The 12,441-nt window shown below is 63.5% G+C and carries 11 protein-coding genes and 1 riboswitch; of the genes, 3 read left to right on the forward strand and 8 right to left on the reverse strand.

Annotated features, from left to right (window positions below; all coding sequences use genetic code 11):
• Nucleotide 1: 1 nt before the first annotated feature.
• From GNZ12_RS11750 to GNZ12_RS11760, 3 genes are all read right to left on the reverse strand, one after another.
• Nucleotides 2-355, reverse strand: a complete 354-nt coding sequence (locus GNZ12_RS11750) for a phage holin family protein (protein WP_028198543.1) — start codon at nt 353-355, stop codon at nt 2-4.
• A gap of 156 nt (nt 356-511) precedes the next feature.
• On the reverse strand, nt 512-1,927 hold the full coding sequence (gene ahcY, locus GNZ12_RS11755; protein WP_172310495.1) for an adenosylhomocysteinase: 1,416 nt from the start codon (nt 1,925-1,927) through the stop codon (nt 512-514).
• Nucleotides 1,928-1,960: 33 nt separating this feature from the next.
• Nucleotides 1,961-2,097, reverse strand: a riboswitch (S-adenosyl-L-homocysteine riboswitch).
• A 47-nt stretch (nt 2,098-2,144) separates the two neighbouring features.
• Nucleotides 2,145-2,942: a glycosyltransferase family 2 protein gene (locus GNZ12_RS11760; RefSeq protein WP_172310496.1), complete on the reverse strand. Its 798-nt coding sequence runs from the start codon at nt 2,940-2,942 to the stop codon at nt 2,145-2,147.
• Nucleotides 2,943-3,165: 223 nt separating this feature from the next.
• Here GNZ12_RS11760 and GNZ12_RS11765 point away from each other — a divergent pair, with 223 nt between their 5' ends.
• On the forward strand, nt 3,166-4,125 hold the full coding sequence (locus tag GNZ12_RS11765) for a LysR family transcriptional regulator (RefSeq protein WP_172310497.1): 960 nt from the start codon (nt 3,166-3,168) through the stop codon (nt 4,123-4,125).
• A gap of 274 nt (nt 4,126-4,399) precedes the next feature.
• On the opposite strand, the gene GNZ12_RS45270 is transcribed toward GNZ12_RS11765, so the two are convergent.
• The 3 genes from GNZ12_RS45270 to GNZ12_RS11775 form a co-directional block, all read right to left on the reverse strand.
• The gene (locus GNZ12_RS45270) at nt 4,400-5,347 is read right to left on the reverse strand and encodes an OmpA family protein (protein ID WP_328805987.1); all 948 of its coding nucleotides are present in this window, start codon (nt 5,345-5,347) and stop codon (nt 4,400-4,402) included.
• A gap of 55 nt (nt 5,348-5,402) precedes the next feature.
• Nucleotides 5,403-6,134: a DUF937 domain-containing protein gene (locus GNZ12_RS44295; protein ID WP_235993696.1), complete on the reverse strand. Its 732-nt coding sequence runs from the start codon at nt 6,132-6,134 to the stop codon at nt 5,403-5,405.
• A 234-nt stretch (nt 6,135-6,368) separates the two neighbouring features.
• Complete coding sequence (locus tag GNZ12_RS11775) at nt 6,369-8,018, reverse strand: GMC family oxidoreductase (RefSeq protein WP_172310498.1); 1,650 nt, start codon at nt 8,016-8,018, stop codon at nt 6,369-6,371.
• 308 nt (nt 8,019-8,326) lie between these two features.
• Between GNZ12_RS11775 and GNZ12_RS11780 the strand changes: the two genes are divergently transcribed.
• Together GNZ12_RS11780 and GNZ12_RS11785 are read left to right on the forward strand one after the other, a co-directional pair.
• Nucleotides 8,327-10,012, forward strand: coding sequence for an isovaleryl-CoA dehydrogenase (locus GNZ12_RS11780; protein WP_172310499.1), 1,686 nt, complete (start codon nt 8,327-8,329; stop codon nt 10,010-10,012).
• Between the two features lie 161 nt (nt 10,013-10,173).
• Entirely contained in the window at nt 10,174-11,592 is a 1,419-nt protein-coding gene (locus GNZ12_RS11785; RefSeq protein WP_172310500.1) for a coniferyl aldehyde dehydrogenase, read from the forward strand.
• 148 nt (nt 11,593-11,740) lie between these two features.
• Here GNZ12_RS11785 and GNZ12_RS11790 read toward each other — a convergent pair whose 3' ends face one another.
• Together GNZ12_RS11790 and fliK are read right to left on the reverse strand one after the other, a co-directional pair.
• Nucleotides 11,741-12,097 carry an EscU/YscU/HrcU family type III secretion system export apparatus switch protein gene (locus GNZ12_RS11790; protein WP_172310501.1) on the reverse strand — a complete coding sequence of 119 codons (357 nt, stop codon included), beginning with the start codon at nt 12,095-12,097 and terminating at the stop codon, nt 11,741-11,743.
• Nucleotides 12,097-12,441, reverse strand: a 345-nt coding sequence (gene fliK, locus GNZ12_RS11795) for a flagellar hook-length control protein FliK (RefSeq protein ID WP_172310502.1), incomplete at its 5' end; no start/stop codon positions are given. The genes GNZ12_RS11790 and fliK, both read right to left, overlap by 1 nt.

The following is a 12,441-nucleotide window of genomic DNA, read 5'->3' on the forward strand; positions in this document are numbered from 1 at the left end:
CTCAACCGATACTGCGGTTGCCGAAAATAAGCGCGGACAGCAGCCATGAAACGATGCTGTACAGAATCGAGCCGAAGAACGCCGACCAGAAACCCGACACTTCGAACCCCTTCAGCAGCGACGCGCACAGCCAGAAGCACAGCGCATTGACCACCAGAATGAAAAGTCCGAGCGTGACGATCGTGACGGGCAGCGTCAACAGGATCAGCACCGGTCGCAGGATCGTATTGATCAACCCGAGCACAACCGCGACGATCAAGGCAGTGCCAAAGCTACGGATATGAATCGACGGTACGAGGTAGGTGATGATCAGAAGCGCAAGCGCGTTGATCAGCCAGGTCAGCAGCACGGTCATGTAGAGCTCCTTTCAGGCAGGATGTCCGTTTGAAGGGAAAGAGGCGGGCATGGCGAACAAAGCGGCGCCTTGCGCGCCGCCCTGTCGTCAAACTGTCATACTTTAAAACCGCCCGCGTGCTTAATCTTACCGAGCAGTGTGACTTGCCAGCGTGACTTAGTAGCGGTAGTGGTTCGGCTTGAACGGACCGTTCTTGTCGACGCTGATGTAGTTTGCCTGATAGTCCGACAGCACCGTCAGTTCTGCACCGATACGGCCCAGATGCAGACGCGCGACCTTTTCATCAAGGTGCTTCGGCAACACGTAGACCTTGTTTTCGTACTTGTCGCCGTGAACGAACAGTTCGATCTGCGCGATCGTCTGGTTCGTAAATGATGCCGACATCACGAACGACGGGTGGCCCGTTGCGCAACCCAGATTCACCAGCCGCCCTTCAGCCAGCAGGATGACGCGCTTGCCGTCAGGGAAAATGATGTGGTCGACTTGCGGCTTGATGTTTTCCCACTGGTACTTGCGCGTCGATGCAACGTCGATTTCCGAATCGAAGTGACCGATGTTGCAGACAATCGCGTTGTTGCGCATGGCAGCCATATGATCGTGGCCGATCACGTGGAAATTGCCCGTTGCCGTCACGAAGATGTCGGCCTTGTCTGCCGCGTATTCCATCGTCACGACGCGATAGCCTTCCATCGCCGCTTGCAGTGCGCAGATCGGGTCGATTTCCGTAACCCACACCGTGGCGCCCAGACCGCGCAGCGATTGCGCGCAACCCTTGCCCACATCGCCATAACCCGCCACGACCGCGATCTTGCCCGCGATCATCACGTCGGTTGCGCGCTTGATGCCGTCGACCAGCGATTCGCGGCAGCCATACAGGTTGTCGAACTTCGACTTCGTGACCGAATCGTTCACGTTGATGGCCGGGAACGGCAGGCGCCCTTCCTTTTCCATCTGGTACAGACGATGCACGCCGGTCGTGGTTTCTTCGGTCACGCCCTTGATGTGCGCGAGACGCGTGGAGTACCACACCGGATCGGCGTCGAGATGCTTGGCGATCGACTTGTACAGCGCCACTTCTTCTTCGTTTTCCGGCTTCGAGATCACCGAACGGTCTTTCTCAGCCTTCGAGCCGAGGATCAGCAGCAACGTGGCGTCGCCGCCGTCGTCGAGGATCATGTTGGCGAATTCGCCATTCGGCCATTCGAAAATGCGGTGCGAAAATTCCCAGTATTCGTCGAGCGATTCGCCCTTGAACGCGAACACCGGCACACCGCCTTGCGCAATCGCGGCGGCTGCATGATCTTGCGTCGAGAAAATATTGCACGATGCCCAGCGCACGTCCGCGCCGAGTGCCGTCAAGGTTTCGATCAGCACGCCGGTTTGAATCGTCATGTGCAGCGAACCCGCGATGCGCGCGCCCTTCAGCGGCTGCGAGCTCTTGTATTCCTCGCGCGTCTGCATGAGGCCGGGCATTTCGGTTTCAGCGATATTCAGTTCCTTGCGGCCCCAGGCTGCAAGCGACATATCGGCGACGAGAAAATCTTGCTTTGAATCGAGAACTGCGGCGTTCATCACGCCCTCCTTTCTAAGAAATTGACTAGAAATTTGACGTGAGCGCGGTTCGATGCGGTGGATAGGAAAGCGCAATGCGCATCCTGCCCCTCCGATTGAAGCCTCCGAGCCTGGCGGGCGGCCGGCGAATATGCTGATTCGCGGTACCCGTCGCAACGCTCCTCGAAGACGAACGGCGATTGTAGCAAATCGAGATGGCTTCGGGGTGTGGTTGGGGCTACGCGGCTTGATTCGGGAGAGCAGAAGCGGCTGGCTCGGCAGCGACCCTTGCTGCGCGCAATTGCTCGATGCCCGCGCGGGCGGTGTCGAGAAATTGCCTCGAAAACCGGAATGCATCGGCCACGTCGGCGGGGTCCGGTGTCTGCAGGCCAAGTGCGATGCGGAAATAACGTTCGGCATGAATGCCCGGGTGGTAATGCATGCGTACGCGCTTCACATCATCCAGACGCCGGTTGCCGAAAATGTCGCGCAGGGCCCACGAAAACGCGCCGTCTTCACCGCCGATACGGCGGAACGCGTCGTCCATCGGAAAGCCGCCGAGCGCGGCGTACACCGCGCGGCGGATGATCAAACTGCTCGGCACCGTATTGCTAAGGGTTGCGGCGTGCTGTGCGAAGTCACGATGACGGGTGAGGTCGCCCGGAAAATCCGTGTAGTCGACATCGAGCCGCACGGACACTTCGTTCGGGTTCTGCGTGAAGAATGCGCTCGCGGCGGCCAATGCGCCGGGTAGGTATTCGTCGTCGGCGTCGAGGAAGGCGAGCAGACCGTGATCCGCATGCATCGCGCCCCAGTTGCGCGCCCGAGCCGAGCCTCCGTTGTACGGCATCTGCAGCAGACCCACGCGAGGGTCGAGGCGTCCGTAGTGTGCGACCAAGGCGGTGGATACATCGGTCGAGCCGTCGTCCACCACGATGATCTGCGCGGCTTCCGGCTGAATCAGGCAACTCTGGAGCGCACGGGCGAGCGTCGCCGCGCCGTTGTAGCAGGGAATGATGATCGAGATGGGCGTCATAAACTAAAACGGGCGCTGCCGGCCGAACGGTAGATAACCGTCGATGTTATCCCGCTTCCTGCGGCGTCCATCCTGGAAAAGCGATGTGCGCGATCGCGCCGAACAACGCGCTGCGCGCGAACGGCGCCGATACGAAGCGCGTCATCAGGTTGCACCGGAACATAAATTCGATGACTTACAATCGCTCAAATCATTCCAAATTGGAATTCTGGAGCCTGAGATCGTGGAACTACGTGCGTTGCGGTATTTCGTCGAAGTGGTCCGTCAACAGAGCTTCACTGTCGCCGCCGAGCAGATGTTCGTCACGCAACCGACCATCAGCAAGATGGTCAAGTCGCTGGAAGACGAAATCGGCTCACCGCTACTGTTGCGCGACGGGCGGCAGATGGTGCTGACCGATGCCGGCCGGATCGTCTACCAGCGCGGTCAGGACGTGCTGGCCGCGCACGCGCAATTGCAAGCCGAGCTGAACGATCTCGACACGCTCGGCCGCGGCGAACTGACCATCGGCATTCCGCCAATGGGCGGCTCGCTATTCACGCCCGCCATCGCCGCTTTCCGCCAGCGCTACCCGAAAATCGAGCTGAAGCTTTTCGAGCAGGGTTCGCGCGCGATCGAAGCCGCGCTGATCCATGGCGAGCTGGAGTTAGGTGGCGTACTGCAACCGGTCGACCCGGACAATATCGAGGTGCTGCCGATGACGCGGCAATTGCTGTGGCTGGTCGCGCGCACCGGCTCACGCTGGGACGATCTGCACGAAGTGCCGCTCGCCGAGCTCGCCAACGAGCCGTTCGTGTTTTACGGCGAGAGCCTCGCGCTCAACGATGTCGTGCTGAATGCGTGCCGCACCGCCGGCTTTGCGCCGACCATCGTCGGGCGCAGCGGGCACTGGGATTTCATGGCGGCGCTGGCGCTGGCCGGTGTCGGCATCGCGCTGTTGCCCGCGCCGTACTGCCGACGGCTGGACCCGACGCAGTTCACCTGCCGCCCCGTGGTGGAACCGGAGATTCCGTGGGAAATGGCGATTGGCTGGCGCCGCAACGGCTATCTATCGCACGCGGCGCGCGCATGGCTGGAGGTGGCCCGCGAGACGCTGCCGGGCCAGGCCGGCGACGATTTCATGCTGGGGCCGGGCATCGGCATGACCGGCATCACGGCACCTGTTCAGACACCGTCGCCGTGAACGCGCCACCGCAAACGCGGCCGCTGCAAATGCGGCCACCGCAACGGCGGCCGGCCAAATGACAACATGCCGCCCGGCGCGAACCGGGCGGCATGTTGTCTTGGCAAAGCTGACCTCGAAGGCTTATCTCAAAGGCCTAACTCGAAAGCCTATCTCAAAATCTCAAAGGCCTAACTCGAAAGCCTATCTCAAAGGCTCATTTCAAAAGCGCACCTCGAAGGGCCACCTCGAAGTCCCACCTCAGAGACTTATCTCCAAGGCTAACTAAGTCCCTTTATTCCTGCTGCGCGACAAACTCGATGCGGCGATTGGCAAAGCGGCCGCTTGCGGTATCGTTGCTCGCAACCGGACGCGCGTCGCCGTAACCTTGCGCGACCAGCGAATCCGCCGGCACACCCGTTTTCACGAGGTACGCGCGGACCGCGTCGGCGCGCTTCTTCGACAGTTGCAGATTGGCTTGTGCGCCGCCGACATTGTCCGAATAGCCGGCCACTTCAAGCTTCGCCGTCTTGCCGTTGCGCGCGCAGGCATTCAGTACCTGCGCCGACTGATTCAGATCTTCCAGCGCCGAGGCCGGCACGCGAGCGCCGGCGCTTGCGAAGTTGATCACCTGCAGGTTCAGTACCTTGACCACGTCAGCTGACGCGCGCGAGCTGTCCGGCGTAAGCAGGCCCTTGATCGCGCTTCGGAAGTTCTCGGTTGCGCTGGCGACCGCCTGTTCGACGTTGAACGAGCCGATTTGATACGACGCGCCGAACAGCGACTTGAGTTTGTCGAGCCAGCCGAGCTTCGCGTTCGCCGCGCTGCCGCTCAGTTCGATGTGCGCGCCGTCCACTTTCACTTCCGCGCCCGGCAATGCCATTAGCGGCAGCAGGCCGTCCAGATGAACGAGCCAGTCAGCGGGCTTGGTGTCCTGATCGACCGTGACGTTCGCGACGAAATGGTCAGCACCGAAGCGCTTTGTCAGCGCGTCAATCAGGTGGGTCTTTTCGGCTTCGCTGTCGACCGTCGCGGTGAGCGTCGGTTTGCCGGCGGCGTCGACCGTGAAGCTGAGCTGACTGTCTTTGGACGGCGCAGGCGCGGCGGCGGGTTGCTGCGCTTCGCTGGCTGCGCTTGCTGCTACCGCGCTCGCCGCGGCATCGCTGGCCGGTGCGGCTGCGGCTGAGGCCTCAGCCGACACGGCGGCGATCGATGCCTCAGCCGGTGCCGACGCGGGCTGCACAGTGGCCGCGGCTTCCGCGCTACTGCGCTCGCTGCTTTGTTCACCGCGTTGCTCGCTATGACAACCGCGCAGGAACAGACCACCACAGCCACTTGCGCGAACGGGGCTCCTCGCGCACGACTGCGTCGGCAGGCACGCGGATGCTCGACAGGGCTTCGGCCACCGGCTTGGCGGCAGGCGTCGGATGGTCGATGTGCGCCGAGACCGCTTTCAACTGCGACAGAATGTTGCCGCTGAAAGCGCCAAGCCCGCTCAGGCCCAGCCCGGCCATCAGACGGTCGTTCAGATAGGGTGCAATGGCCGGCAGTTGATGGCCCAGCAACGTTGGCAGTTGGCCGACGTTGCCCTGACCTTCAAGAAAATGCCGCTTTAGCAGGCCCAACAGCGTTGCGCCGACGATACCCGTCATGGCGTGCGTCGCATGGGCCGGCACACCGGTTTGGGTGGCGACTTCGTCGCTCAGCGTATCGACGCGGCGATCGAGCACGCGTTCCAGCAGGTGGCGCCCCGCGCCTTCCAACTGGCTCACGCCGGTGGTGGTGCCAAGCAATTGCGGCAACTGCTCGGCGATGTGCCCGTTCACCTCAGGCGAGAGGATCGTTGTGAACAGCGAACGCGCGCCGTCGAGCGTTGCGCCTTTCTGCATGAGACCGGCGACAAGCGCCGGGCCGGTCGTTGCAAGCACCTTCTGGGTTGCGTCCGGCGGCAGCCCGAAGCGGGCCGCCATCTGTCGCACGACACCGTCCGTCAACGCGGACTGAATCAGCTGAATCACATTGATACTCATCGCTTCGCTTCCTTGATTTCCCGAACGCATCGCCTGACGCGCTCCTTTTCGCGGCGCGATTATAGGTTTGGGGGAATCTCATAAACGAAACGGCACAATTTATGACGAATTAACCGACGTTCGCCTAAATATTCTTATATTTGCGAGCTAAATTAGGAAAATTGATGCGCCACCCTGCCGGTGCCAAGCCGGTGGCGATTGATGAATGTGCACGCGTTCGTGCGTGGCGCGCCCTCAAGCCGCCACGCCGGTGACACCCGTCGACGCCGACGCCGGCACCGTTTGCCCCTCGCGCCGGCTCGCCGCGATCAGTTCGGCCGCGCGCTCACCGATCATCACCGTCGGCGAATTCGTGTTGCCGCCGATCAACGTCGGCATCACCGATGCATCGACGATCCGCAGCCCCGTCACACCGCGCACCCGCAACTGCGGATCGACCACCGAGCGCGCGTCACCGCCCATCCGGCAAGTCGCTACCGGGTGATAGATCGTGTCGGCATGCTCGGCGATAGTCCGGCGCAATTCCGCCTCCGTCTGGCCGGTATGCGTGTACAGCTCCTTGCCACCATGCAGCGCGAGCGAAGGCGCGTCGAGAATGCGCCGCGCCTTCTGCGCCCCTTCCACCAGCAAGTCGAGATCACGCGAGTCGCTAAAAAAGCGCGGATCGATCACCGGCGCGGTGCGCGCGTCGGCGCTGGCGAGCGTCACCGTGCCCCGGCTATGCGGCCGCAGCACGCACACGTGCAGCGAATAACCGTGGCCCCAGTGCATATGGCGATTGTGATCGTCGACGATCGCCGCGCAGAAATGCAGTTGCAGATCCGGGCGCTCGAGCGTCGGCCGGCTCTTCAGAAAGCCCCCCGCTTCGGCGACGTTGCTCGACAACATGCCCTGCCCATGCCGCATGAAGGTCACAAACTGCGGCAGCATCCGCGCGATGCCGCGAATCGAAAAGCCGGTCGGCTCGATCGACGACACCCGTTTGTTGATGGTGAAGTCGACGTGGTCGATCAGATTCTGGCCGACCTCGGGCGCATCGTGCAGCACGGCAATGCCGAGCGACTGCAAGTGCGCGGCCGGCCCAATGCCCGAGCACATCAGCAGTTGCGGCGAATTGAACGCGCCCGCGGCCAGCACCACCTCAGCGCGCGCTTCAAGCGTTTCGGTGTGGCCGCCTCGCACGATTTCGACGCCGCTCGCGCGCTTGCCGTCGAAAGTCACGCGCAGCACCGTCGCATCGGCGATCGTATGGAGATTGGGGCGTTCGCGGTCGTAGATATAAGCGCGCGCGACGCTGCAGCGCCGTCCGTCGCGCTGTGTCACCTGATAGAAGCCGACACCTTCCTGATCCTCGCCGTTGAAGTCGCTGTTCGGTTTGTAGCCGGCTTCGGTCGCGGCCTGCACGAAACGCTTCGAAAACGGATTGCGATAGCGCAGATCGGACACCGTCAGCGGTCCATCCGCGCCGTGCCAAGCGTCGGCGCCCCGTTCGTTGCCTTCGGCGCGGCGGAAATACGGCAGCACCTCGGCCCACGACCAGCCTTCGCAGCCGAGCTGCGCCCATTCGTCGTAATCGAGCGGATGGCCGCGCGTGTAGATCATCGCGTTGATCGCGCTCGACCCGCCGAAGCCCCGCCCGCGCGGCTGATAGCCCTGGCGTCCGCCGAGCCCCGGCTGGGGCGTCGTCAGATAGCCGTAGTTGGTCTTGAGTTTGTGCGGCACGACGGCCGCCACGCCGACCGGCATGTTCACAAAGAGATTACGGTCCGTATGCGGACCGGCTTCGATCAGGGCGATCGTCGCGTCAGGGCAGCTATCCGCCAGACGGCTCGCGAGCGAGCAACCACCTGAGCCCGCACCGACGATGATGTAGTCGTATTGCATCCGCTCCTCCTGGTGAGGCCACGTTGCTCGCGGCCCCTGTCTCGTACACACTTGTCTACGCGTGTTTTATCGGCATTGTAGGGAGCGTTGGAGCGCCACGGCGCGTTCGCGTCAGAGCGATCCCTCTAAACGAAAGGGCCCTCGCGACCCTATGATGAAAGACGCGCATGCGCCCGCCAGGCTGCTGCGCACGGCATTCAAACACGGCGCCCGGTGCGCCGTCCTCCGAGCGTGCGGCACGACACGCTGCAATAAAACAGCACGCCGTCGACCCGCGACGGCGCGCATCCGGTGAACGGAGACAGCAGATGGAACGGCACAGCTTCGGCCACACCCACGACGTAACCAATCAGGCGCCTCCGCTCGCGGACTACAACCTGTTTTCGAGCGACTTGGCTTTGTCCGCCGCCCTCGAACGCGACGGGGCCGCGTGGCATCGCGAGGCGTTGCAGCGGCACGGCGCGGCGCTCACCACGCCGGAGACACTCGCGCTCGCCGAACTGGCGAATCGCCACACCCCCGAACTTTTCACGCACAGCTCGCGTGGCGAACGCATCGACGCGCTGGAGTTTCACCCTTCGTGGCATACGCTGCTGTCGCTGTTACGCCGCGAAGGCCTGCACGCGCTACCGTTTTCGGATCCGCAGCGCGGCGCAATGGTCGCGCGTTGCGCCGGCTACTTCCTGCACGCGCAACTCGAATCCGGCTCCCTCTGCCCGCTGACGATGACCTTCGCGAGCATTCCAGTGCTACAGCGCGAACCCAAGTTGTTCGACACGTTGCGCGACAAGCTCTACGCCCGCGAGCACGATCCACGCGACGTGCCACTCACGCAAAAGACCTCGGCGATGATCGGCATGGGGATGACCGAGAAACAAGGCGGCTCGGACGTGCGCAGCAACCAGACCCGCGCGTATGCCACGCGCGGCAGCGGCCGCGGCGCCGAATACCGCCTCGTCGGCCACAAATGGTTTTTCTCCGCGCCGCAATGCGACGCGCATCTGGTGCTCGCCCGCACCGACGATCACGAGGGCCTGTCCTGCTTTTTCGTGCCGCGCTTCGCGCCGGACGGCAGCAAGAACGCCGTGCAGATCCAGCGACTGAAAGACAAACTCGGCAATCGCTCGAATGCCAGCAGCGAGGTCGAATTCTTCGACGCGTTCGGCATCATGATTGGCGACGAGGGCCGCGGCGTGCCGACCATCATCGAAATGGCTAACTACACGCGGCTCGATTGCGTGATCGGCAGCGCGGCCTTGATGCGTGCGGCGCTGGTGCAGGCAATCCATCACGCCCGGCACCGCAGCGCCTTCGGCCGCCATCTGGCCGATCAGCCGCTGATGCGTAATGTGCTCGCCGACCTGGCGTTGGAATCGGAAGCTGCGACGGTGCTGTTCATGCGGCTCGCGCGTGCTTTCGAAGCGTCGGCCGATGCGTCGTCAGCCGCACCCGCCGAACGCGCGTGGCGCCGGATCGTCACCCCGGCGGCGAAGTACTGGGTCTGCAAGCGCGCACTGGAATTCACCGGCGAGGCGATGGAGGTCTGGGGCGGCAACGGTTATGTCGAAACCGGTCCGATGGCGCGCTTCTATCGTGAAGCGCCCGTGAATTCGATCTGGGAAGGCTCGGGCAACGTGATGTGCCTCGACGTGCTGCGCGCAATGGAGCGCGAGCCCGAAGCGGCGCAGGCCTTGTTCGCCGCGTGGCAAGCGGACGCGCAAGGGCACCCGGCTTTGAGCGCCGCGCTCGGCAAGCTCGCCGCAGCTCTCAACGGACCCGCCGAACATCGCGAAGCCTCTGCGCGACGGATTGCGCAACAGATCGTGCTGATCGCGCAAGCCACCTTGCTGGTGAAGCACGCGCCGCCGGAAGTCGCCGAGGCCTTCATCGCCACGCGTCTCGCCGACGGCTGCGGCGAGAGCGGCCGCGTGTACGGCACCCTGCCGGCGACGTTCGACCACGCGGCGATCATCGAAAGGGCATTTCCCGCTTGAAGCCAGGTGGACGGATCGACCAGGATTCGGCGTTCCATGTTTGAAGCGGGCGAAGCCGCCCGCGTTGTTGCAAAACCTTTCGCAAGACCGTTGCAACACACGACAACACACCAATAAGCGCGATTCAACGCGCACCGTTATTCATCAGGGAGTGGACATACATGAAGAACGATCTGCCAGAGGTCGCCGCGCTCGAAGCACTGCTGCGCGAGCAACGCCATGCTTATTTGCGCGCGCCGTATCCGTCGTGGGAAGCCCGTGCCGGGCATCTGAAAGCACTGCGCAAAGTCATGCTCGACAACCGCGACGCGCTCGCCGACGCGATGAACGCCGACTTCGGCAATCGCGCGAAACAGGAGGTATTGCTCGCCGAATTCCTGCTTATCAAGGAAGAGATCGACGCCGCGCTCCGGCACGGCAAACGCTGGATGAGAGCGCAACGCCGCAGCACCAGCAAATGGCTGATGCCGGCGCGCTCGAAAGTCGTGCCGCAGCCGCTCGGCGTGGTTGGCATCATCGCGCCGTGGAATTATCCGGTGCTGCTCGCCGCCAGTCCTCTGATCAGCGCGCTGACGGCCGGCAACCGCGCCATCATCAAGATGTCCGAATTGACGCCGCGCACCTCGGCGCTCTTCGAGCAGTTGATCAGCCAGACCTTCGCGCGCGACCACGTCGCCGTCGTGAACGGTGATGCCGCATTGGGCGCCGCGTTCAGCGCGCAACCGTTCGACCATCTGCTGTTCACCGGTTCGACCAAGGTCGGCCATGAAGTGATGCGCGCCGCCGCCGAACATCTGACGCCGGTCACACTCGAACTGGGCGGTAAATCGCCGGCCATCATCGGTCAGCATGCGCGCTTCGACAACGCGGTGGATAACCTCGTCGCCGGCAAGACGCTCAACGCGGGCCAGACCTGCGTCGCGCCGGACTACGTGCTGGTGCCGCGCGGCAAGGAGCAGGCGTTCATCGAACGGGCACGCGCGCGGATGGCGAAGATGTACCCCGCCTTTGCGAATAACCTCGATTACACGTCGATCATCTCGGAGCGGCACTTCGCGCGGCTGCAACGTCTCGCCGACGAAGCGCAGGCCGCTGGCGCGCAACTGCACACGCTCACCGACAGTGCGCCGGACGAGGCAAGCCGCCGCTTCCCGCTGATCGCCGTCACGAATGCGCCGCTTGAAAGCGCGCTGATGCAGGAGGAAATCTTCGGCCCGTTGCTGCCGATCGTTCCCTACGACACGCTCGACGACGCGATCGCATGGATCAACGCGCGTCCTCGCCCGCTAGCGCTATATCTCTATGCTGACGACAGCGCGACCATCGAGCGCGTCACGCGCGACACCATCGCGGGCGGCATGGCGATCAACGAAACGCTGATGCATCTGGCGTGCGAAAGCCTGCCGTTCGGCGGCGTCGGTGCAAGCGGGATGGGCGCGTATCACGGTTACGAAGGCTTCGTGACCTTCTCGAAGATGAAACCGGTGCTGACGCAGGCGCGCCTGAACGCGCGCGGATGGATCTCGCCGCCGTACGGCAAGCGGGTGAATGCACTGCTGAAGCTGATGCTGCGGTTTTGATGCGGCGGGCATCCGTGGGCCGGCCACCCGGGCGACGGGCTACCGGAGGGCGCCCAATCGCGTAACGTGCAGTGGAACTGCTACGCGCAACAGATGGCGGGCAACTGCGGCAGGACGATGTGATAAGCAGCCGGCACAACGGAAGCCGTCAACGCCCGGGCGCCCCACCAGCAATATCCGTCGCGACTACATCAGTCACGTCCTGTGCTTCGGCAACACCGCTTTCTGGTTCATCCTCCGCACCGCTTTCCAGCCGATGCAGCCACGCGAGCAACTCCGCCACCGCCTGATAAAGCTGCGGCGGAATCCGCGTATCGAGGTCGACCTGCATCAGCAACGAGACCATTTCCGGCGCCTCATGCACATAGAGGCCGGCTTCCTTGGCGCGCTGCACGATCATCTCGGCCAGCATGCCGTAGCCTTTGGCGATCACGCGCGGTGCGGGATCGCTGCCTTGTGCGTCGTAGACGAGCGCGGCCGCGCTGCGGCGATGCTTGCGGCTCATTACATATCCCAATCGAAATCGTCGAGCGGCGCCGTGCCCGGCCGGGCAACGCGCGTCGTGAGGCGCCCCGCCGACGCCTTATCAGCCGCCGAGGCCGCCGAAGCCGAGCGCGCATACGCCGACGCTGCCGCCTGCCCAGCCGCCGCGGCACCTGCAGCACTGGCCGCCGTAACCGGCGCGCCACCGCCGATCTCGCGAATCGTTAGTCCACTCAGTTCGATGCCCGCTGCCGCAAGCCGCTGCCGAAAGTTCTCACCCTGCGCCGCCAATCGCGCCGCGCCGCCCGGACTCGCCTGCACGCGCGCGATCAGCCGCGTGCCTGTCAGCGTCAAGTCCGCATCGAC

The sequence above is a fragment of the Paraburkholderia solitsugae genome, assembly GCF_013177695.1.
Taxonomy (GTDB): Bacteria; Pseudomonadota; Gammaproteobacteria; order Burkholderiales; family Burkholderiaceae; genus Paraburkholderia; species Paraburkholderia solitsugae.

Coding starts and splice junctions, on each gene's coding strand:
- GNZ12_RS11750 (WP_028198543.1), bottom strand. CDS start 355: ATGACCGTGCTGCTGACCTGGCTGATCAACGCGCTTGCGCTTCTGATC.
- ahcY (WP_172310495.1), bottom strand. CDS start 1,927: ATGAACGCCGCAGTTCTCGATTCAAAGCAAGATTTTCTCGTCGCCGAT.
- GNZ12_RS11760 (WP_172310496.1), bottom strand. CDS start 2,942: ATGACGCCCATCTCGATCATCATTCCCTGCTACAACGGCGCGGCGACG.
- GNZ12_RS44295 (WP_235993696.1), bottom strand. CDS start 6,134: ATGAGTATCAATGTGATTCAGCTGATTCAGTCCGCGTTGACGGACGGT.
- GNZ12_RS11775 (WP_172310498.1), bottom strand. CDS start 8,018: ATGCAATACGACTACATCATCGTCGGTGCGGGCTCAGGTGGTTGCTCG.
- GNZ12_RS11780 (WP_172310499.1), top strand. CDS start 8,327: ATGGAACGGCACAGCTTCGGCCACACCCACGACGTAACCAATCAGGCG.
- GNZ12_RS11785 (WP_172310500.1), top strand. CDS start 10,174: ATGAAGAACGATCTGCCAGAGGTCGCCGCGCTCGAAGCACTGCTGCGC.
- GNZ12_RS11790 (WP_172310501.1), bottom strand. CDS start 12,097: ATGAGCCGCAAGCATCGCCGCAGCGCGGCCGCGCTCGTCTACGACGCA.